This window comes from Erwinia sp. AC075 (assembly GCF_979253995.1).
Genome location: NZ_CEEDEU010000001.1, coordinates 2,827,564 through 2,848,139 on the forward strand (window position 1 = coordinate 2,827,564; position 20,576 = coordinate 2,848,139).

18 protein-coding genes are annotated in these 20,576 nt (G+C 55.6%); 13 read left to right on the top strand and 5 right to left on the bottom strand.

Annotated elements, in window-relative coordinates:
- Positions 1–89 precede the first annotated feature (89 nt).
- The gene (cueO, locus tag AC0IXH_RS13500; RefSeq protein WP_471720563.1) at positions 90–1,757 is read right to left on the bottom strand and encodes a multicopper oxidase CueO; all 1,668 of its coding nucleotides are present in this window, start codon (positions 1,755–1,757) and stop codon (positions 90–92) included.
- A gap of 186 nt (positions 1,758–1,943) precedes the next feature.
- Here cueO and AC0IXH_RS13505 point away from each other — a divergent pair, with 186 nt between their 5' ends.
- The 3 genes from AC0IXH_RS13505 to speD all read left to right on the top strand — a co-directional run bounded on the left by AC0IXH_RS13505 (position 1,944) and on the right by speD (position 4,094).
- Positions 1,944–2,291 (top strand): YacC family pilotin-like protein, encoded by a 348-nt coding sequence (locus AC0IXH_RS13505; protein WP_013200808.1) that lies wholly within the window; start codon positions 1,944–1,946, stop codon positions 2,289–2,291.
- Between the two features lie 109 nt (positions 2,292–2,400).
- On the top strand, positions 2,401–3,270 hold the full coding sequence (speE, locus tag AC0IXH_RS13510) for a polyamine aminopropyltransferase (protein ID WP_013200807.1): 870 nt from the start codon (positions 2,401–2,403) through the stop codon (positions 3,268–3,270).
- Between the two features lie 14 nt (positions 3,271–3,284).
- Positions 3,285–4,094 (top strand): adenosylmethionine decarboxylase, encoded by an 810-nt coding sequence (gene speD / locus AC0IXH_RS13515; RefSeq protein WP_013200806.1) that lies wholly within the window; start codon positions 3,285–3,287, stop codon positions 4,092–4,094.
- 53 nt (positions 4,095–4,147) lie between these two features.
- Here the strand turns inward: speD and AC0IXH_RS13520 are convergent, their stop codons facing one another.
- From AC0IXH_RS13520 to dtnK, 3 genes are read right to left on the bottom strand one after another with little or no spacing between them, the layout of a single operon-like run.
- Positions 4,148–4,912: a DeoR/GlpR family DNA-binding transcription regulator gene (locus AC0IXH_RS13520; RefSeq protein ID WP_013200805.1), complete on the bottom strand. Its 765-nt coding sequence runs from the start codon at positions 4,910–4,912 to the stop codon at positions 4,148–4,150.
- A gap of 6 nt (positions 4,913–4,918) precedes the next feature.
- A complete protein-coding gene (locus AC0IXH_RS13525; RefSeq protein WP_013200804.1) occupies positions 4,919–5,899 on the bottom strand; it encodes a D-threonate 4-phosphate dehydrogenase in 981 nt (326 codons plus the stop codon).
- Complete coding sequence (dtnK, locus tag AC0IXH_RS13530; RefSeq protein ID WP_346566995.1) at positions 5,892–7,199, bottom strand: D-threonate kinase; 1,308 nt, start codon at positions 7,197–7,199, stop codon at positions 5,892–5,894. The genes AC0IXH_RS13525 and dtnK overlap by 8 nt, the downstream gene beginning before the upstream one ends.
- A gap of 204 nt (positions 7,200–7,403) precedes the next feature.
- Here dtnK and AC0IXH_RS13535 point away from each other — a divergent pair, with 204 nt between their 5' ends.
- The 7 genes from AC0IXH_RS13535 (at position 7,404) to AC0IXH_RS13565 (ending at position 15,748) form a co-directional block, all read left to right on the top strand.
- A complete protein-coding gene (locus tag AC0IXH_RS13535) occupies positions 7,404–8,552 on the top strand; it encodes an iron-containing alcohol dehydrogenase (protein WP_013200802.1) in 1,149 nt (382 codons plus the stop codon).
- 17 nt (positions 8,553–8,569) lie between these two features.
- On the top strand, positions 8,570–9,454 hold the full coding sequence (locus AC0IXH_RS13540) for a dihydrodipicolinate synthase family protein (protein WP_013200801.1): 885 nt from the start codon (positions 8,570–8,572) through the stop codon (positions 9,452–9,454).
- A 52-nt stretch (positions 9,455–9,506) separates the two neighbouring features.
- The gene (locus AC0IXH_RS13545; RefSeq protein ID WP_013200800.1) at positions 9,507–10,457 is read left to right on the top strand and encodes a phosphoglycerate dehydrogenase; all 951 of its coding nucleotides are present in this window, start codon (positions 9,507–9,509) and stop codon (positions 10,455–10,457) included.
- Between the two features lie 84 nt (positions 10,458–10,541).
- Positions 10,542–11,861: an MFS transporter gene (locus AC0IXH_RS13550; RefSeq protein WP_041691909.1), complete on the top strand. Its 1,320-nt coding sequence runs from the start codon at positions 10,542–10,544 to the stop codon at positions 11,859–11,861.
- A gap of 89 nt (positions 11,862–11,950) precedes the next feature.
- Positions 11,951–13,276 (top strand): MFS transporter, encoded by a 1,326-nt coding sequence (locus AC0IXH_RS13555; protein WP_346566994.1) that lies wholly within the window; start codon positions 11,951–11,953, stop codon positions 13,274–13,276.
- Positions 13,273–14,322: a cyclase family protein gene (locus tag AC0IXH_RS13560; protein WP_013200797.1), complete on the top strand. Its 1,050-nt coding sequence runs from the start codon at positions 13,273–13,275 to the stop codon at positions 14,320–14,322. Before AC0IXH_RS13555 ends, AC0IXH_RS13560 begins: the two co-directional genes overlap by 4 nt.
- A gap of 76 nt (positions 14,323–14,398) precedes the next feature.
- Entirely contained in the window at positions 14,399–15,748 is a 1,350-nt protein-coding gene (locus AC0IXH_RS13565; RefSeq protein ID WP_346566993.1) for an Nramp family divalent metal transporter, read from the top strand.
- A 56-nt stretch (positions 15,749–15,804) separates the two neighbouring features.
- Here AC0IXH_RS13565 and yacL read toward each other — a convergent pair whose 3' ends face one another.
- Positions 15,805–16,167 (bottom strand): protein YacL, encoded by a 363-nt coding sequence (gene yacL / locus AC0IXH_RS13570; protein ID WP_013200795.1) that lies wholly within the window; start codon positions 16,165–16,167, stop codon positions 15,805–15,807.
- 207 nt (positions 16,168–16,374) lie between these two features.
- Here yacL and AC0IXH_RS13575 point away from each other — a divergent pair, with 207 nt between their 5' ends.
- The 3 genes from AC0IXH_RS13575 (at position 16,375) to AC0IXH_RS13585 (ending at position 20,567) form a co-directional block, all read left to right on the top strand.
- Positions 16,375–17,292 (top strand): LysR family transcriptional regulator, encoded by a 918-nt coding sequence (locus AC0IXH_RS13575; protein ID WP_346566992.1) that lies wholly within the window; start codon positions 16,375–16,377, stop codon positions 17,290–17,292.
- 223 nt (positions 17,293–17,515) lie between these two features.
- Positions 17,516–18,943 carry a M20 family metallopeptidase gene (locus AC0IXH_RS13580; RefSeq protein WP_013200793.1) on the top strand — a complete coding sequence of 476 codons (1,428 nt, stop codon included), beginning with the start codon at positions 17,516–17,518 and terminating at the stop codon, positions 18,941–18,943.
- A gap of 28 nt (positions 18,944–18,971) precedes the next feature.
- Positions 18,972–20,567 (top strand): ABC transporter substrate-binding protein, encoded by a 1,596-nt coding sequence (locus AC0IXH_RS13585; RefSeq protein WP_013200792.1) that lies wholly within the window; start codon positions 18,972–18,974, stop codon positions 20,565–20,567.
- The last annotated feature ends 9 nt before the right edge of the window (positions 20,568–20,576 follow it).

Genomic DNA, 20,576 nt, shown 5'->3' on the forward strand with positions numbered 1-20,576 from the left:
ATTATTCACAGAAGGCGTGCGGGCAAGTCAGGCAGGAAATTCACCCGTGGAAGGCGTCACTGTTCCACGGGTGAGGGATTTTACGGGCGTTACTCGCTCACCGTAAAGCCGAGCATCATGCCGGTATCTTCATGTTCCAGCAGATGACAGTGCGCCATATAGGCCTGATCTTTCGCCGCCAGGTTGTCAAAACGCACCAACACTTCGCTGCGCCAGCCCTCAACCCTGACAATATCCTTCCAGCCGCTGCGATGCGCTGCCGGAGGTTTGCCATTTTCTGACAGGATACGGAACTGGGTGCCATGAATATGGAACGGGTGCAGCATCTCGTCACCTTCACCCGAAATCGTCCACTTCTCGACAACACCACGCTTCACGTCAAAGGACGGCGTGTTCATATCAAAGGCTTTTCCATTGATTCGGTTGCCGCTGTGGAAATCACGGGCAGCCTTATCGCCGCCGTGATCCATACCGGGCATCGCGCCATTATCCATGCCCGCCATCTTGCTGTGGTCGGTGCCGGCCACAGGCTCCTGTTCCATCCCGGCCATTTTGCTGTGATCCATGCCGGCCATGCCCGCATCATCCCTGTCGTTATCGTGTGCATCGCCGCTCATGCCGGCCATGGCCGCATGGCCATATTTCTCCATCAGGGCGAGCATGCCACGGCGATCGAGCTCCGGATCCATGGTCAGTTTAAGCTGTCGTTCAGCAATCCCTTCAGTGGAAGGTAAAGCCGGCATCTCGACCAGGCTGTCCGGCAGCGTACCGCTGGCCATAATTTGTAGCGGCACAATGTGCAGTATCGGCAACGGCTGGTTAAACGGTGCCAGCGACATGCCCATCTGCCGCACGGGAAGCGTTTGCAGATCGAACTCTTTGCCATCGCGGGTATCAACCATGATTTCAAAGCGTTCACCCGGCATCATCGGCAGCTCTGTCAGCTCAACCGGCTCGGCCAGCAATCCGCCATCGCTGGCGATAACGTACAACGAACGACGATCGCAGGCGGTCAGGTTCAGCGTGCGCGCATTACAGCCGTTCAGCACGCGCAGACGTAACCAGCCGCGCGGCACGGCGTGCTGAGGGTAAATGGCGCCATTGGTCAGCATAGTATCGCCAAACCAGCCCACCGCCGCGCTCATGATATCCAGCTGATAATCGATTTTACTGCCGTCGCTGCTTAATCGTTTGTCTTGCAGGATCAGCGGAATATCATCCACGCCCCAGATTTTTGGCAGCAGCAGCTTCTCGCCAGCGATGTCTTTCACAATCACCAGCCCAGCCAGCCCCTGAGCGACCTGATAACCGGTTCTGCCATGCAGATGAGGGTGGAACCAGCAGGTGGCAGAGCGCTGGTCAGGCGTGAAGCTGACGGTCCGGGTTTGTCCCGGTGCGATCTGCGCCTGCGGGCCGCCATCCACGGAACCGGGGATGTCCAGACCGTGCCAGTGAACGGTGGTCGCTTCCGGCAACTGGTTACGCACGTTGATGGTCACCGGCTTGCCGCGTTCCAGCTGGATCGCCGGACCGAGCAGATCGCCGTTATAACCCCAGGTTGGCACGGTTTTTCCCTGCCAGACCTTAGAACCGGTCTTCGCCGTAATATTCATCACGCCGCGCGGATCGGGCGTTAACAGCGCCGGGATCGGCAATTCAGGACGGCGTTCAGCCGCCATGGCGCTGCGGCTCCATAATGGTAAGGCACTGGCCGCGCCCATTGCCGCGGTTAGCTTAATAAAATCACGACGTTGCATTGATTCAGTTCGCCCTGGCAGAAAATTCTTGTTGGGAAGCATAAACCCTTCCCTACCGGGAAGGTCAAGCTTTGCCACCCCAGGGCCAGTAAAATAGCCGGATCCGGAGTTTTCTGCCGCAAAATTGTCTGAAGCCTGCGAATAACTGTGCTAACGTCAGACTATTGCAATCGATTGAGATCAATTATGAAGAAAAGCATCAAGGCTCTGTTGTTACTGAGTCTCTTTGGCTTCTCGTCGACCAGTTTCGCACTGAGCGAATCTGAAGCGGAAGATTTAGCCGATTTAACGGCTGTGTTTGTCTATTTGAAAAATGACTGCGGATATCAGGATCTGCCGGACGGGCAAATTCGCCGGGCGCTGGTGTTCTTTGCCCAGCAGAACCGCTGGGATTTAGCCAATTACAGCAGCTTTAATATGAAAGCGCTGGGCGAAGACAGTTATCGTGATTTGAGCGGTATCGCCGTTCCGAACGACATGAAGTGCAAATCCCTGGCACGTGACTCCCTGAGCCTGCTCGCGTACGTGAAATAATCCCCTCCCTTTTTCCAATTCTTGCTGATAATTTGACCGTGCAACCACGGTCAGAGTTAGCTATTATGTCGCGCCCATTTTTCGTGGCTGTTATGAGGAGAATCCCAGCATGGCCGAAAAAGAAATGTGGTATGAAACGCTTCATACCGGGTTTGGACAGTACTTTTCTGTCGATAAGATCCTGTACCGTGAACAGACCGGTCATCAGGATTTAGTCATCTTTGAGAATGCCGCGTTAGGTCGCGTTATGGCGCTGGACGGTGTGGTACAAACGACCGAGCGCGATGAGTTCATTTATCACGAGATGATGACCCACGTTCCCCTTCTCGCGCATGGCGCAGCAAAACGCGTATTGATTATTGGCGGTGGCGATGGCGCCATGCTGCGTGAAGTCAGCCGTCATAAAAATATCGAACAGATCACCATGGTGGAGATCGATGCGGGCGTGGTGACGTTCTGCCAGCAGTATCTGCCAAATCACAGCGCCGGTGCGTACGACGATCCGCGTTTTAAGCTGGTGATTGACGATGGCGTGAACTTTGTCGCTCAGTGCAGCGAAAAGTTTGATGTGATCATTTCTGACTGTACCGACCCGATCGGTCCGGGAGAAAGCCTGTTCACCTCAGAATTTTACGAAGGTTGCCAGCGTTGCCTTAATGAAAATGGCATCTTCGTGGCGCAGAATGGCGTTTGCTTCCTGCAGCAGGAGGAAGCGGTTAACAGTCACCGCAAACTGAGCCACTACTTTAGCGACGTCAGCTTCTATCAGGCGGCGATCCCAACCTATTACGGTGGCATTATGACGTTCGCCTGGGCCAGCAACAATCCCGCGCTGCGCCAGCTTGACAGCGCCACGCTTCAGGCCCGTTTTACCGCGGCAAACCTGACCTGTCGCTACTATAATCCGGCGATCCACACGGGCAGCTTTGCCCTGCCACAATATTTGTTGAATGCGCTGGCCGACCAGCCGGGCGTTTAAGGGGGTGAACGAAATTGCAAAAGCTTAAACTACACGGCTTCAATAACCTGACAAAGAGCCTGAGTTTTTGTATCTACGATATCTGTTACGCCAACACAGATGCTGAGCGTGACGGATACATTGCGTACATTGATGAGCAGTACAACGCCAACCGCCTGACGGAGATCCTCAGCGAGACCTGTTCGATTATTGGCGCAAACGTGCTGAATATCGCGCGCCAGGACTACGAGCCTCAAGGGGCCAGCGTGACCATTTTGGTCAGCGAAGAGCCGATCGACCCGAAAGATATTGATACCTCGGAACATCCGGGCCCGTTACCTAACTCGGTGGTGGCGCATCTGGATAAGAGCCATATCTGCGTGCACACCTACCCGGAGAGCCACCCGGAAGGCGGACTCTGCACCTTCCGCGCGGATATTGAAGTCTCCACCTGTGGGGTGATTTCGCCGCTGAAGGCGTTGAACTACTTAATTCACCAGCTGGAATCCGACATTGTCACCATCGACTATCGCGTGCGCGGCTTTACCCGCGATGTGAATGGCCTGAAGCACTACATCGATCACCAGATCAATTCGATTCAGAACTTTATGTCTGAAGACATGAAATCGATGTACGACATGCTGGATGTGAACGTCTATCAGGAGAACATCTTCCATACCAAGATGCTGCTGAAAGAGTTTGATTTGAAACACTATCTGTTTAACACCCGACCGGAAGACCTGAGCCCGCAAGAGCACAAGCGTATTACCGATCTGCTGTGGAAAGAGATGCGTGAAATTTACTACGGGCGCAATATTCCGGCCGTGGGATCAAAATCGCTGTAAGGGTTATGGCGTTAAGAAGCGGGTGGCCTCAGGGCCGCCCGTTTTTTTTGGCGTCAGGCGCTGGTCAGGGTCAGGGTGAACGCCTGATCGCGCAGCGCGCTCTGCCCTTCTTCACTGAGATGGGAATCGGTGATGATGTCGGTGAGGTTTTGCAACGGTGATACGCAGAACAATGACCATGACCCGTACTTACTGCTGTCTGCCAGCAGCACACGACGGCGCGCATTGCCCAGCAGATCCTCTTTTAGTCCGGCTTTCTCTTCCGTTGGCGTGGTAATGCCTTTTTCCATACTCCATGAATTACAGCTGACGAACGCCACGTCCGGATAGATGTTTTTCAATAATCTGCGGCCGTGGTCGCCAACGCAAGACTGGCTGGAGTCGTCGATCCGCCCGCCGATAATGGTCACTTCAATCTGCTTAAATTCTGAGAGAAACAGCGCGATATGCAAATCTGAGGTGATCACCCGCAGTTGCAGGTGCGTCAGGTGACGCGCCAGCTCCAACATGGTGGTACCGGCGTCCAGTACCACTGAATCACCGGACTTCACCAGGCTGGCCGCCGCCTGCGCAATGGCCTGCTTTTCGACCAGATTACGCTGCATTTTTTCCAGCGTGGTCGGCTGAGCGGGGATGAAGCGGTTCAGGGTGACACCGCCGTGCGTGCGGCTAATCACGCCTTCCTGGTCGAGCTTGATTAAATCCCGTCGGATCGTGGCTGGCGACGTGGAAATAGCCGCCACCAGTTGATCGACAGTCACCAGATTATGGCTTTTCAGATAGTCCATAATCTGATCGAGGCGGCTTTGTCCCTTCATATGTCCTTATGCGAGCTGCATCGCTAACTGGATGGAGATCGCCATGCTCTCAGACTTCGCTTTACCTGTCCAGGCAATATCAAATGCCGTTCCATGGTCAGCCGAGGTCCTGATAAACGGCAGCCCGGCGGTGATATTTACACCATCATAGAAGCCCAAAAGCTTCAGCGGAATGTGCCCCTGGTCATGATACATCGCTACCACGATATCGTACTGGCCTTCGTAGCATTGCAGGAAAACCGTGTCCGGCGGGCAAGGCCCGGTTACCGTCAGGCCTTTGGCCTTCATCGCCTCAACCGCAGGGCCGACCAGGGTGATCTCTTCATCGCCAAACAGACCATTTTCCCCGGCGTGCGGGTTGACGCCCGCCACTGCAATACGCGGATTCTCAAAGCCAACACGCTTAAGGAAGGTATCCGCCATGGTAATCACCGTTTCCACGCGGTCACGGTTCAGCGTGTCGAGGAACTTGCGCAGCGCAATATGGGTGGTGACATGAATCACCTTCAAACGGTCGGTGAACAGCACCATGCCATAATCTTTGGTGTCGGTTAGCTTAGCCAGCAGTTCGGTGTGCCCGGGATAAAGATGCCCGGCTGAATGCAACGCCTCTTTATTCAACGGCGCGGTAGCAATGGCCTGCACTTCACCGGCCATCGCCAGCTCGGTGGCTCGCTTCACACAACGATAAGCCAGATCGCCTGCGGCAACCTGCACCACCCCGGCTTGCAACGCATCCGGATCGGCAAGCGGTTCGTCGATAACATTGATGATGCCCGGCGCAAAGTGCGCATCGGCGACCTTATCCAGCACCCGCAGCTCCGCCTGGGGCGTAATGCCCATCGCCATAATGCGGCGCAGCGTACTGGCACAGCCGATCACCACCGCGGGTGCCCCGGAAAGCTCGCCTTCGGCCAGTGATTTGATGATAATTTCCGGACCAATACCCGCCGGGTCGCCCATGGTAATCGCAATAATTTTACTCACTCGCCTTCTCCTCAATAAAACGAAAAACTTCTACCAGGGTGGTGTCATCACCAAAGCCGCCGGCCTTGGTAAGCACCAGCAGGTCATTTTTTACTTTCAGCAGATGGCCGTAAGGCACGCAGCCCGCCACCTGTCCGTGAATCTGGAAGCCTTCAGCGCCCAATCCCTGCGCCACCGCAATCGCCACATCGCCACCCGAGAGATACAGACCTGCCGGCGTCACTTCATCGAGCACTTGCCGCGTTAATGTCGCCAGAAAGCCGCAAATCGTATCGCCCAACTGCTGGCGACTCAGGCTATAACGCTGGCACAGTCCGGCAATCGCCTGCCGCTGAGTGGACTGCTGACAGGTGCGGATCATGCAGTGCTGCCCCGCCCGCATCGCCTCAATCGCCATCTGCCTTAAGGCAGTCAAATCCGTGTGGCCGGTAAAAATCGCCTCAATATCGACATCAATCAGTTGCAGCACATGATGTTTTTGCAACTGCTCAAGCTGCTGCTGGGCGACTTCACTCATCGAACCGACAACCGCCAGAACCGGGCCTGCATTCCCCATGCCCGTAACAGCAGGTGCGACAGGAACGCCAGCCAGATGCCTGCTTAGCGCATCGCTCAGTCCAGCGGCGCCCGCCAGTAACGGGCGCGGTTCAAGCAGTGAGGCAGCCTGCATAATGCGCTGCAGGTCCTCATCGGTCTCGGCATCAACCACCAGCAACTGATGCCCCTGAGCAATGGCACGGGCCAGCACGGCCTGAAGATCGGGCTGGCGAACGTCCCGCAAAGCAATCTCTTCGCAGGCCAGTGTGCTTTGCTCCAGCAATCTTGCCTGCACGCTCGCTTGATTCAGCGGCGTTTTAGGATCGCTGGCATATTCGGTGTCAGTCAGCAACACGCCATGGATATAGCAGCTTCCCTGCCGTGTGGTTCGTCCAAGCCTGGGCACCGCAGGCACCACTAACCCCACGGCCGCGCCGCTTGCCCGAAAAGCCGCGTCAATTTCGGCGCCAGGATTTCCGCGCAGGGTGGAATCGATCTTCTTAAATACCCAACCCTCGCGGGCGATATCGGCCCAACGCTCCACGGCTGCTCTGGTGCGGCCGGCAGCCAGCCCGGGACTGGCGGCACGGCTATCGGTGTTGATCACCCAGACATCGGCACTGTGCGCTTCAGCCTGCGCTTCAACAGCAAACAGCACGTTGACCCTGGCACCCGCTATCGCCAACCCGCTTCCCGCATCGTTGGCTCCGGTAAAGTCATCGGCGACCACCAGCACGGGTGTCTTCCACAGACGCTGAGTCATCTCTTCTCCTGAATGCGAGGGAAAGCCCATTGCTCTCGCTGATAATGATTATATTCAATCATGATTGATTATATGTGAGCAAGATCAAATTAATCAAAATCAATTTGTCCTATAAAATTAGGCACTGCTCGTGAGGCTCAGACGAGTAAATGACGAAATAAAATCACCCTTAGCGGAAAGCAAGGGCAGAGACAAGGTATGACAATGAATATTAACAGCACAATAATCAGTGGCTATCAGACACTCAATGATATTGGCTATCTGCTAAAGAACCGACAGCACGTCCTGTTGGTGACTGACAAGAACATCGGCGGCATCCCTTTAGTGCAGACGTTGATTAAGCAGATTTGCGACACCGTGCCGACGGTAAAAATGATCGACAGCGTGCCGCCGGAGCCGAGTCAGCATGATGTGGCGGCCATTGTGGCGACGCTGGATATCCAGGGCATTGATTTAGTCATTGGTGTGGGCGGCGGCAGCGTGCTGGACGTGGCTAAGCTGCTTTCGGTGTTGTGCGTGGAAAATGCACCGACGCTTGCGGCGTTGCTAAACGGTGAAAAACCGCAGAACCGCACGGCGTCGTTACTGATCCCCACTACTGCCGGCACCGGCTCTGAAGCCACGCCGAATGCCATATTAGCTATCCCTGAAAAAGAGACCAAGGTCGGCATCATCTCCCCGGTGATGCTACCGGATTATGTCGTGCTGGCACCTGAACTAACCACCAGCATGCCCGCGCATATCGCCTCCTCGACCGGCATTGATGCGCTTTGCCATCTGATTGAATGTTTTACCGCCACCGTCTCCAACCCGGTCAGCGATAACTACGCGCTGATCGGCCTGAAAAAGCTGTTTACCAGCCTGGAAACCGCCGTGGCCGAACCGGAAAATCTGGTAGCAAGGCTGGATATGCTGTGGGCGTCTTACTACGGCGGCGCGGCGATTGCCCATGCCGGTACGCATCTGGTTCATGCCATGTCCTACCCGCTGGGCGGCAAATATCACATTCCTCACGGCGTGGCGAACGCCATTCTGCTGGCACCCTGTATGCGCTTCGTGCGCCCGGCCGCTGTAACCAAATTTGCCCAGGCCTACGACCTACTGCCGGATGCCAACCTTTCGCTGAGCGATGAACAGAAATCACTGGCGTTGGTCGACTACTTCTCCGCGCTGGTGAAGCGGCTGAAGCTGCCTGCCAGCCTGGATGAACTGGGCATTGGTTCCGATCACCTGCCTTACCTGGTTGAGGCCGCGCTGGACGTCCAGCGTCTGATGAAAAATGTGCCTGCCCCGGTCAGTGCCAATGACGTGCGAGACGTCTACCTGACGCTGTTCCCGACCCAGAATCGCTAACACTTTACGAGGACACCATGAGTAAAAAAATTACCGGCGTACTGACCGCCATCGTCACCCCTTTTACCGCTGCAGGCGACTACAACGAAGCGGCAATGCGCGTGCAGATCCAGCGTCAACTGGCGGCTGGCAACGGTATTTTCTGCGGCGGCACCAATGGCGAATTCTTTGTGCTGAACGAGCAGGAGAAGCTGGCCGTGACCAAAACCTGCGTGGATGAAGTGGCGGGCACAGCCTCTGTAGTGGCACATGTTGGTGAGATCTCCACCCGTGAAACCATTCGTCTCGGTCAGCAGGTTGCTGCGCTGGGTGTCGATGCTGTTTCAGTGATCACGCCGTACTTCGTGCCGCTCAAGCAGGAAGAGCTGATTGCCCATTACCGAGCGGTAGCCGATGCGTTGGATGTGCCCGTGTTCCTCTACAACATCCCGGCCCGCACCGGCAATACGCTTGAGCCCGCCACCGTGCGCACGCTCGCCGCGCACCCGAATATTATCGGCATTAAAGACAGCGCGGGCAGCTATGAAAGCCTGAAAGGCTTCTTGCAGGCGGCGGAAGGCATTGAGAATTTCAACGTGCTTAACGGACCGGATTCACTGATCCATCAGGGCTTTATTGAAGGATGCTCCGCCTGTATTTCCGGGCTGGCCAACGTCGCACCAAAAGAAATTAACGCGATCTGGGCGCGCTTCAACGCCGGGGATATCGACGGTTCCCGCAAGGCGCAGGAAAACGTCACCGGGTTGCGCACCGATCTCTATAGCGTCGGGTTCTCCCCTGCGGCGGTGAAAAAAGCCGTCGCGCTAATGGGCCATGATGTCGGTGAAAGCCGCTATGCCGTGTGCTTCAGCGCAGAAGAAGAGCAGCGTATTCGCCAGATCGTCACCCAGTACACGCAATAATTTTGAGCGGCACCGCGTAGGCGTTGCCCGCATTCACACCAAGGAAACCATGATGAAAGTGATTTGTACCTCACCCTCATTTGCCAAATACGATGCGCAGCCGATCCGCGATTTGCAGGCCCAGGGTTTTGAGCTGATTACTCTGCCAGCAGATGCCCCGCTGAGCGCGCTCGAACCGCACCTCACCGACACCGTCGCAATGATCGTGGCCTTTACCGAAGTCAATGACGCGCTGCTGGATCGCGCGCCGCAGTTAAAGATCGTCTGCAAGCACGGTGTTGGCGTCGATAACATTAACCTGAAGGCCACGCAAGCCAGAGGCATTTATGTCACTAACGTGCCTGATGCCAATAAGCATGCGGTAGCGGACTTCGCTTTTGCGCTGATCCTGAATGCCGCACGTCAGGTGACGACGGCGGCGGTAGAAACCCGTGCAGGCCACTGGCCGCGCATTTTCGCCACCGATGTCTACGGCAAAACGCTGGGCATTATCGGCCTGGGCAATATCGGTAAGCAGGTTGCACTCAGGGCAAGCGGTTTCAATATGCGCGTGCTGGCCTTTGATTTTTATCCGGATAAGACCTTTGCTGCCGAACACAACATCGCGTTTGTTTCGATGGATCGGCTGACCGAAGAGAGCGATTTCATCACGCTGCATACGCCGCTCACCGATGAAACCCGCAACCTGTTTGATGCTGAGCGTCTGCGCAAGATGAAAAAGTCCGCCTTTCTGTTCAACGTCTCACGCGGTGGCGTAGTCAGCGAAACGGATCTGTATCAGGCCCTGGCAGACAACGTGATTGCTGGCGCGGCTGCCGATGTCTTTGATCACGAGCCTCTGAGCGAACATCCCCTTTTTTCTCTGGCGAACTTTATCCCCACGTCGCATATCGCAGGTTATACCGACGGGGCGATCAGCGCGATTGGCGAACGCTGCGTGCAGCAAATCGTGCAGTGTGTCAAAGAGCAGTCAAGACCTGTCAACATCATGAACTCGTTATAAAAAAAACCGGGCATCGCGTTCGTCCCGACCCAAGAAGCCGAACCCTGATTCGGCCATTAATCACCTCTGTACCGGGCTATCACTATGAAGACTCAAGCAGGTAACACCCGTATTCGCTGGTGGATTGCAGGCCTGATGTGGCTGGCAATCGCCATTAACTATATTGACCGCACCGTGCTATCGGCTGCGGCACCGCATCTGATCGATGAGCTCAGTCTGGATCCGGAAATGATGGGCTTTATTATGGCCGCATTTTTCTGGTCGTATTCGCTGCTGCAAATCCCGGCGGGCTGGTTTGCCGATCGCTACGGCCAGAAAAAAGGGCTGGGGATTGCCGTTGCCTGGTGGTCCATCGCCACCTCGGTGATGGGGTTGGCAACCGGCTTTAAATCACTGCTCGCCTTACGTCTGGCACTGGGGGTTGGTGAAGCGGCGGCTTACCCAAGTAATGCCGGTATCACCGCACGCTGGTTCCCGGATAAGGAGCGCGCCACGGTTTCAGGTCTGTTCGACAGCGCCTCAAAGTTCGGCGGTGCCGTTGCCATGCCGCTGATCGTCTGGATGATCTATGCCGTGGACTGGCGTCTGACCTTTATGATCATCGGTGCTGTGGGCCTGCTGTGGGTGATTGCCTGGTACTTTATCTATTCGGAAAACCCGGAAGATCATAAGCATATTAGCCGGCAGGAGATCAGCCTGATCCGCGATGGACAACTGCGTAAGCATGGCGATAAAAATGTCCGACCGATGAAATGGTACAAATTGCTGCGCTACCGCAATATTTGGGCGATGTGTATTGGCTTCTTCACCATCAACTATACCTCTTACTTCTTTATTACCTGGCTGCCAACCTACCTGGTGAAAGAGAAAGGCATGGATTTCATCAAGATGGGTATGGTCGCCGCGCTGCCGCTGCTATGCGGTATGGTGATTGAGGTGCTGGCTGGCTGGGCGTCAGATCGCATCGTGCACAAGAAGATCCTGTCCCTGACCGCCACCCGTAAACTGTTCCTGACCATCGGCCTGTTAATGGCGCTCTGTATCGGCTTCGCCCCGTTTACCGACTCGGTGTTTATGACGGTGCTACTGCTGTGCATCGCCAAATCGGGCACCACCGTCGCCGCATCTCAGGTCTGGGCGCTGCCTGGTGATGTCGCGCCCGAAAACAGCGTTTCAATTGTCGCTGGCTTGCAAAACACCGTCTCAAATATGGGCGGCGCCATTGGTCCGATTGTCACCGGTGCCATTGTTGCCGCCACCGGTTCCTTCACCTGGGCGCTGGTGTTTTCCGCTGCCCTGGTGGTGATCGGCATCATTAACTACCTGTTCCTGATGGGTAACGTTGAGCCCATTGAGGACAACGAGACCGCAAATTCCCCTCAGCTGTCTGCGGGAAGAGTCTGACCCGAGGCCCGTTCCCTCCTCCCTCAGCCATGAGGGGAGAGGGAACCGTCGTTAAAAAACAATAAAAATATCCTGTACCGGAGCCGATCATGTCGATTAATTCTCATGAGAATGCTGTTCTTGATAAGGCAAGTGCAACCCAATCTACCGGGAAAATGCGGTTCGTTATTCTGACCGTGCTCTCTGTTGGCATCGCCATCAACTACATTGACCGCGCGGCAATGAGCGTGGCCATCCCTTTTATGTCCCATGACCTGCAGCTTTCCAGCACCGACAGCGGCCTGCTGCTCTCCGCTTTTTTCTGGAGCTATGTCCTTTTCCAACTGCCGGGAGGCTGGCTGGTCGATAAGCTTGGACCAAGGATCACCTTTGCGGTGAGTAGCCTCGGCTGGGGCTTAGCCACGGCAGCTTGCGGTCTGGCCAGCGGTCTCGCGTCATTGGTAGGCTTTCGCTTTGTGTTGGGTGCCGTAGAAGCCCCAAGCTATCCGGCCAGTTCCTCAACCGTCACCCGCTGGTTCCCTCGCCAGGAACGGAGCTTCGCCGCCGCGACCTTTAACAATGGCAGCAAGATCGGCGGCACGCTGGCGATCCCGATCATCTCCTTCCTGATCGCCCTGGTCGGCTGGCGCATGACCTTTGTTATCTCCGGTTTGATCGCGATGGTCTGGGCCGCGGGCTGGTATTACTGGTATCGCGATCCGCAGGATCACAAAACCGTCAGCAGAGCGGAAGTTGAGTATATTGAGGCCAATCAGGATCCGCAGACCGGTGCGCCGATGAGCATTCGCCAACTGCTAAGCCAGCGCACCGTGCAGGCGATGATGGCCGGGTTCTTTTGTATCAACTTTGTCTCCTACTTCTTTTTCACCTGGTTCCCTACTTATCTGGTGGAAACCTTCCATCTGTCGCTGATGAAGTTTGGCCTGCTGGGAATGCTGCCAGGGATTGCCGCAATCATCGGCGGCTGGTGTGGCGGTTTATTGTCTGATGGCCTGGTAAAACGTGGCGTGTCATTAACCACCGCGCGGAAAATACCGCTGGTCGGCGGGATGTTGGGGAGCGCGGTCATTGGCCTTGCGGCCTTCTCTCCTACCGTCACCCTCGCACTTAGCGCACTGTGCTTTGCTAACTTTGCCGCGACCTTTGCTTCTGCCGCTTTATGGGCGCTGCCTTCCGATGTCGCTCCCAACCGGGCGAACGTAGCCACCATCGGCGGCATTCAAAATATGGCAGCCAATCTGGCGGGGATCATTTCACCGATCCTGATTGGCGTACTGATGCAGTTCACCCACTCATTTGTTATACCGCTGGTGCTGGCCGGGATAGTTGGCCTGTTCGGTGCGCTGATTTACGGATTCTGGTTGCCGTCAGTGCAACCGATGCAGCTGAACAACGTTGAAGGAAGCCCTGTATGAAACCGTCATCACGCTGGAAAAAACGTCCTGAGCACTCGACCTGGGGAGATTTCGGTCCCGACGATCAGCTGGGACGTCTCAACCTGCTGACCGCAGAAAAGGTACTGGAAGGCATCCGTGAAGTGCAGACCGGGCAGACCTTTTGTCTGAGTCTGCCGCTGGACTTGCCTGGCGGAACCGGGATGAATCCGCGTCGTCCGGCACCGACACTTGCCGCCACCCGCCGGGGCGAGCATGCCAATATGACCTATCCGCTATCGCGGGATGACGCGCGGCTGACGGATATCATCTGCGACGATACGGTGACGTTGGCGCTACAGTATTCGACCCAGTGGGATAGCCTGGCCCATATGGGGCAGTGGTTTGATGTCGAGGGCAACGGCGAGCCGGAGATGGTGTTTTATAACGGCTATCGGGCCGGCAGCGATATCGTCGGCGAGACGGATTATCGCATCGGCTGTGGCTGCGCGCAGGGTTGCCATTTGGGCGCTAAGGCGCTCGGCATCGAGAATATGGCAAAACACGGACTTCAGGGCCGGGCTGTGATGATTGATATCAAAAAGCATTTTGGTATCGGACGCTTTGCCTTTGGCTATCAGCATCTGGCACAGATCCTTGAAGCCGATCGGATCGCCATCAGACAGGGCGATATGGTCTGCTTCCGCACGGGCATGGATGATGCGATATATCAGATGGCCGGTAAACCGGATATGGACTACCTAAACAGCCACTTCGCCGGACTGGACGGCAGCGATCCTGCCCTTCGCCAATGGGTTGAAGAAAGTGGTGTGGTGGCGTTGCTGGCAGACAATCCGGCCGTTGAAATTTTGCCTTCACGTCCGCTTAACGACAGCTTCTATCCCTCTCATCCTTTACACGACTTATGCCTGTTCCGCCTGGGTGTGTATCTGGGTGAGCTCTGGCACATGAGCGAGCTGGCGGACTGGCTGAGTGTACATCAGCGCCACGCCTTCTTATTAACCGCACCTCCGCTGAGATTACCTGGCGCTGTCGGCTCACCGGCCACGCCAATCGCCACCGTTTAAATTCTTCCTCAATCCTACCTGAGCGCGAGAACGAACCTCAAGGTCGCCGCGCGAAACCCTACAGTGAGGCAGTTCAATGAGTAGTACATCGCAACAGGAAGTGAACATCCCCCAGGTCGATCATAAGCTACCGACTACCGTGCGCGGCTACGTCCGCAGTTTTGGTCCGGGCCTGGTGTTAGCTATGACCTTTCTCGGTACCGGGGATCTGGTCGCCTCGACCGTTGCCGGTGCCAACTATGGTTATGACCTGCTATGGACGCTGGTTATTGCACTGGTGGCACGCGGTTTTATGATCTCCTATATCGCCAAATACACCCTGATGAACCGCTTTGGTGACAATGATATCGTGCAGGGATATAAGCGCGTCTGGCGCGGTTTCCCGCTGTTTTTTGGCATTTTGATTGCGATAGTGGCGTTGGTGGTGCAGATGAGTTTTCTGCGGGCGGGTGCGGTGGGCCTTTATCAACTGTTCAATAAAACCGGTGGCGAAACCTGGGGCGTGTTTCTCTGGAGTATCGTTATTGTCGCCATCACCTTGTTGATGATGGTGACGCGGAACCAGTATCGCCATCTGGAAACGCTGGCACGCGTGGCCTCGGTGATCATGGTCGGCTCTTTTCTGTATGCGATGATTAAGGTCGGTCACTTCGACTTCAGCGGCTTTATGAAAGGGCTGACCTTCGGCCTGCCTGAAAATGCCGGACCATTCTTTGCCGTGTTTATTGCGGTCTCCACCATCGGGGCGATTGGCGGCTCCACCAGCAACCTGCTGTATCCGGGTTTTATGCGTGACAAAGGCTGGATTGGCCCGAAATACCGTAAGCTTCAGCAACTGGATTTGCTGTTTGGCATGCTGCCAATGCTGGTGATCAACGTGCTGTTTTGGAGCGTGGCAGCTGAAGTGGTGCACGGTTCCGGCAACACCATTGCTGACGAGAACGACTTGTCGGCGATGATGACCCGTGTGGTTGGCCCGGCCGGCCCCTATCTGCTGTGGATCTGTATTTTCCTTGCCAGCTTTACCAGCTTCCCTTCCCAGTCTCGCGGCTTTTGTTCACTGATTTTCAGCTGTGTGCATCATGCAGGCAAGCTGAATGAGCGTTATGCCACGCCGGATGATAATCCATGGTTTAAGCGCGTGCAGATTGCGGTGTATATCGTCCTGCCGATTATCGTTACCATGCCCGGCGCGCCGGATCTGGTGATGTTGAATATTTTGGGGACCAGCGTGGCAACCTCTTTGGTGTTGCCGCCGCTGCTGATTGGGCTGTTCCTGATGACCAGCCGCAAAAGCTTTATGCTGCCAGGCCAGGCAAATCGTCTGTGGGAACAGGCATTGCTGGGAGTGATATCACTGATTGGCATCTGGTCGACGTTTGAAATTGTGCGCAACTTCTTCCGTCAGGTGCTGCACATTCTCTGAAGATCCCCGGGATGACGATCGTCCGTATTTAGCCGGCGCTGATAACAGCGCCCGGTTTACCGACCCTGCAGAAACGCCCGGTAAGCGGCGATCACCGCGAGGAAATCCTCCACGCCACAGAAGCACAGGCTCTCTTCGTCGTAGTAGTTCATGCCCTCTTCCATCTCATCGCCTTCAACGCTCAGCAGGTTCGCGCGGACAATCACCTCTTCCTCATCCAGCCACAGCGTGTATTCATGGCCAATGCGCTGCCACTGGCGCTCGCTGCCTTTTACGCTCTCTACCGCGGCTTCCACTTCATCCAGCAACGCCAGATTGCCTTCCACCTCTTCATTAAACCAGTGGCCAACGGCTTCATGTCCCATCGACATGCGCACTTTCACCCCGCCGGTGAGGTCACGTAAAAATTCGTATTCCATACTGCTGTCCTCTGACTGCCTGTTTTGCACTGATAACGTGCATTTTCCGCGCATTGTGCGCTTTTAATGGGGGATAGCCCGCATTATCGCAGTCTGTCAGACGAAAAACAGCGATTTCAGGGCCAATTTTCACAGTGGCGCGTTTTTTGCGTGTGTATGACGTCAGTTGAAAACGCCTTCCCTTTTCGTCCAGAACGAGGCTTTGCTATGGAATTGAAATGGTTTGAAGATTTCCTGAGTGTCGCACGCTGCTGTACCTTTACCCGCGCCGCCGACGAGCGGCATATCACCCAGTCCGCCCTCAGTCGGCGCATTCGTCAGTTGGAAGTGTGGTTGGGCGTACCATTGTTCGATCGTAAAACCTATCCGGTTACGTTAACACCTGAAGGTCAGGCTTTCCTGATCACCGCCAGTGAAACGGTATTCGCCATGAGCCATTTGCGCAGCGATCTGCATCAGCGCTTTGAGAAGCGCACCTCGATCCTGCGTTTTGCCATGTTGAATACCCTCTCGCTGACCTTCTTCCCCGACTGGATTGAGCAGCTCAAGCAACAACAGCAGGTCGGCTATATTCGGCTGTGCGATCAAAAGCCGACCTTTGTGGAACATATCGCCCAATTGCACTCTGATGAAACCGACTTTCTGTTGACCTATGCCCACGACTCCGTAGCATTGATTCAGCAACTCAAACACTATCCGATGCTGCAACTCGGCACGGAACGCGCCATCGCGGTCTGTCGCCCGGACAGCGACGGTAAACCGCTCTATCCGGTTGGCGTCAGCCACGATCCAATCCCATTCCTCAGCTATGGCCATCACTCGTTCTTTGCTCATGCGCTGGCAAAATCGGAACCGATCCGCTCTCTGCCACTGGTGGCGATCTATGAAAACAGCATGTCGATCAATCTTAAAGCGATGACCATGGCGGGCAGCGGAGTGGCCTGGCTACCAGAAAGCCTGTTGAAACTTGAGCTGGAAAGTGGTGCGCTGGTTCGTGCTGGAAGCGCCTGTTGGGATATGCCGTTGGATATTCGTCTTTATCGCCAGCCGGTGCTGCGTGCGGAATCAGCCGAATTGTTCTGGCGCTGTGCTTCTGAATGTGGGGAAACCGCCTCAGCAGCCTGACCTTTTACCCTGAAAGCACGCCAGTCTGGCGCATCGGCCACCTTTAACTTTCCTTCCGCGCGGGCAGAGCCCGCGCGGCCCCTCTGTTCACCGCAAACTATGCAATTTTGGAATGGGCCAGCCAAATTGCTCATTGGTATTTCTGCGCCGCTCTCTTGCATGCTGAAACCAGCCGGGCCACAGCGGCCCCGTATGTTAACCGTCATGTTCTCTGGGGACAGCCATGCAAAACAAAGCGTTAGTCTGGAAGTTAGTCGATGAACACCGCGCCGAATTTTGCGATCTAAGCGATCGCGTTTGGGGGATGCCTGAGATTTGCTATACCGAATACCGCTCGGTAGCGGAACATACAGCAATGCTGAAACAGCAGGGCTTTCGCGTCACGGAAAATGTGGCTGGAATCCCCACAGCAGTGATGGGCGAAACCGGAGAAGGTGGGCCCATTATTGCCATTCTCGGTGAGTACGATGCCCTGCCGGGTTTGAGCCAGGAATCAGGCGTCGCTCGTCCATCGCCGTTGCCTGGTAACGGTCATGGCCATGGTTGTGGGCATAATCTGCTGGGTTCCGCTGCGATGTTGGCAGCAACCGCATTAAAGGAATGGCTGGCTGAGACTGGCATGCCAGGCCGCGTGCGCTATTACGGTTGCCCTGCTGAAGAAGGCGGCGCAGCAAAATCCTTTATGGCACGTGCCGGTGCATTTGACGGCGTGGATGTGGCCATCACCTGGCACCCAAGCGGCCATCATGAAGTAGCAAAAGCGCTGTCGCTGGCTAATACCCGCATGGACTTCGCCTTCACCGGCCGATCTTCTCATGCTGCGGCGTCTCCTCACCTCGGGCGCAGCGCGCTGGATGGCGTCGAGTTGATGAACGTAGGCGTACAGTTCCTGCGTGAACATGTCCCGCAGGACTCACGCATTCACTATGCGATGTTGGACTCCGGCGGCATTGCACCAAACGTGGTGCAGGCCAAAGCAACGGTGCGGTATGCCATCCGTTCGCGTGATGTCCACGCCATGTTTGATCTCAACGAGCGTGTCAAGCGTGTGGCACAAGGTGCCGCGCTGATGACCGACACTAAAGTGGATATCAGCATCATGAGCGCCGTATCAAACTTGCTGGGTAACCGCCCACTGGAAGAAGCGATGCAGCGCAATTTTGAAGCACTGGGCACGGTGCCATTTGATGAGGCCGATTTAGCCTTTGCCGCCGAAATTCAGTCAACGCTTAGCCCGGAAGAGATTGCCAGCGATTACCGTAAAGCAGGCGTGAAACCCACTAATCCTAAACCCTTAAGCGACTTCATTATCCCGCTGGATACTCACGGCGAAACCATGATCGGCTCAACCGACGTTGGTGACGTCAGCTGGGTACTACCGACGGTTCAGGCACATGTACCCACCATGGCACTTGGCACGCCAGGTCACTCATGGCAGCTGACCGCGCAGGGAAAAATGCCTGCCGCACACAAAGGGCTGACCCATGTGGCCAAAATCATGGCGGCAACGGCTATCGATGTGCTGACTGACAAGATGCTACTGGCACAGGTGAAAAAGGCCCACTTTGAGCAAACCAGTGAAACCCCTTATCACTGCCCAATTCCTGAAGAGGTTAGCCCGCCGCTACAGCCGCGTCCTGAAACCCTGTAATTCGCTTGTTCTCTGGGAGTTATCGTTAATGCTAAAACTAAAAACGCTTACCGCAGCCCTGATCGTAGCGGGGGGGTACAGTGGGGCCTCCCCAGCTGCAACGCCGCAAGATTCGCTGGTGATGGCATGGAATATCGATGCCATCAGCACCTGGGACCCGGCGCAAATTGGCGAAGTGGTCACCAATGAAATCGTGATGAACACCTGCGACACGCTGACGTCGTTCGATATCAAAGACGAGAAGAAAGTGGTGCCGGAACTGGCTAAAAGCTGGGAGGTGACGGAAGACCGCAAACAGATCACCTTTCACCTTCAGCCAAACCTGAAATTCCCGGACGGTTCAGCCGCCAGCGCCGGTGATTTAGCCTGGTCGTTACAGCGAGTGGTGAAGCTGGGCTACGGCAACGCCGCGACGCTGAAAGAGTATGGTTTCAGCAAAGAGAATGTCGATCGGATGATCACCGCGCCGGATGACAACACGCTGGTGATGAAGTTTGACCAGGCCTACCCGACCAATCTGGTGTTACAGGCGATTGCGGCCAATAACGTCGCTACATTGCTGGATCGTAAGCTACTGGAGAAACAGGCGGTCAATGACGATCTGGGCCATAAATATTTGTCCACCCACACCGCCTGCGTCGGCCCTTATCAGTTGATGCGCTGGAATGCAGGTGAAGGCGTAGTGCTGCAAGCCACGAATCACTACTGGGGTACCACACCGAAGCTGAAGCGCATTCTGATCCGTCATGTTGCTGAAACCGGGACTCAGCGCTTACTGCTCACCCAGGGCGATGTCGATATTGCCCGCGATCTGTCTGCAGATGACCTGAAAACGCTGGATGAAGGCGGCAAGGTTAAGGTCGAAAAGGTGTTGAAGCCACAGCTGTTCTTCTGGACCTTTAATAACGAAGATCCGATTTTCAAAAATGAAAAAGTCCGTCTGGCGATGCGTTATCTGATCGATTATGACGGGCTGGCCAAAAGCGTGATGCCGTATCTTGGCGTCCCGCGGGCCAGCTTCGCTCAGCAAGGGGCATTTGGCGCGCTGGATGCCAAAGAGGGACAGCCTTTCAAACTGGATCTGGTGAAGGCCAAACAGTTGCTGACCGAAGCCGGTTATCCAGAGGGCTTCTCGGCATCGGTGATTTTCGGCACCCTGCCTCACTCAGCACCTATCGCCCAGAGCATTCAACAGAATGCCGCCAAAGTCGGCGTGAAACTGTCGCTGGAACGGATGGCCAATGCTCAGCTGTTCAGCCGTGCTCGCGGACGTGAGTTTCAGAGCGCGATGATGGCCTGGCAAACTTCCGTGCCGGATGCCTATGGCAATGCATCGCGTCTGGTTTATAACCCGGATAACCGCAAAGAAGCCCGCGCCACGCAGTACCCAAGCTGGCGGGCGGCCTATTACGACGAGTCAATGAACAAAGCGGTCAATGCCGCACTGCTGGAACCCGACGACGGCAAACGTATGGCAATGTATGCCGATTTGCAACGTGAACAAATGCAGAAAGGGCCAATGGCTATCATGTTCCAGATGTATAACTCCGCAGGCATCAGCCCGGCGGTGAAAGACTGGACCTGGAACGGTTTCCGCGTGTGGTACGGCGCTGCAACAAAATAAAGGGGCGGT

What these genes read in the sequence shown, in the direction of transcription:
- cueO (WP_471720563.1), bottom strand. Translation starts at nt 1,757, where the DNA reads ATGCAACGTCGTGATTTTATTAAGCTAACCGCGGCAATGGGCGCGGCC.
- AC0IXH_RS13505 (WP_013200808.1), top strand. Translation starts at nt 1,944, where the DNA reads ATGAAGAAAAGCATCAAGGCTCTGTTGTTACTGAGTCTCTTTGGCTTC.
- speE (WP_013200807.1), top strand. Translation starts at nt 2,401, where the DNA reads ATGGCCGAAAAAGAAATGTGGTATGAAACGCTTCATACCGGGTTTGGA.
- AC0IXH_RS13520 (WP_013200805.1), bottom strand. Translation starts at nt 4,912, where the DNA reads ATGAAGGGACAAAGCCGCCTCGATCAGATTATGGACTATCTGAAAAGC.
- dtnK (WP_346566995.1), bottom strand. Translation starts at nt 7,199, where the DNA reads ATGACTCAGCGTCTGTGGAAGACACCCGTGCTGGTGGTCGCCGATGAC.
- AC0IXH_RS13535 (WP_013200802.1), top strand. Translation starts at nt 7,404, where the DNA reads ATGAATATTAACAGCACAATAATCAGTGGCTATCAGACACTCAATGAT.
- AC0IXH_RS13540 (WP_013200801.1), top strand. Translation starts at nt 8,570, where the DNA reads ATGAGTAAAAAAATTACCGGCGTACTGACCGCCATCGTCACCCCTTTT.
- AC0IXH_RS13545 (WP_013200800.1), top strand. Translation starts at nt 9,507, where the DNA reads ATGAAAGTGATTTGTACCTCACCCTCATTTGCCAAATACGATGCGCAG.
- AC0IXH_RS13550 (WP_041691909.1), top strand. Translation starts at nt 10,542, where the DNA reads ATGAAGACTCAAGCAGGTAACACCCGTATTCGCTGGTGGATTGCAGGC.
- AC0IXH_RS13555 (WP_346566994.1), top strand. Translation starts at nt 11,951, where the DNA reads ATGTCGATTAATTCTCATGAGAATGCTGTTCTTGATAAGGCAAGTGCA.
- AC0IXH_RS13560 (WP_013200797.1), top strand. Translation starts at nt 13,273, where the DNA reads ATGAAACCGTCATCACGCTGGAAAAAACGTCCTGAGCACTCGACCTGG.
- AC0IXH_RS13565 (WP_346566993.1), top strand. Translation starts at nt 14,399, where the DNA reads ATGAGTAGTACATCGCAACAGGAAGTGAACATCCCCCAGGTCGATCAT.
- yacL (WP_013200795.1), bottom strand. Translation starts at nt 16,167, where the DNA reads ATGGAATACGAATTTTTACGTGACCTCACCGGCGGGGTGAAAGTGCGC.
- AC0IXH_RS13575 (WP_346566992.1), top strand. Translation starts at nt 16,375, where the DNA reads ATGGAATTGAAATGGTTTGAAGATTTCCTGAGTGTCGCACGCTGCTGT.
- AC0IXH_RS13580 (WP_013200793.1), top strand. Translation starts at nt 17,516, where the DNA reads ATGCAAAACAAAGCGTTAGTCTGGAAGTTAGTCGATGAACACCGCGCC.
- AC0IXH_RS13585 (WP_013200792.1), top strand. Translation starts at nt 18,972, where the DNA reads ATGCTAAAACTAAAAACGCTTACCGCAGCCCTGATCGTAGCGGGGGGG.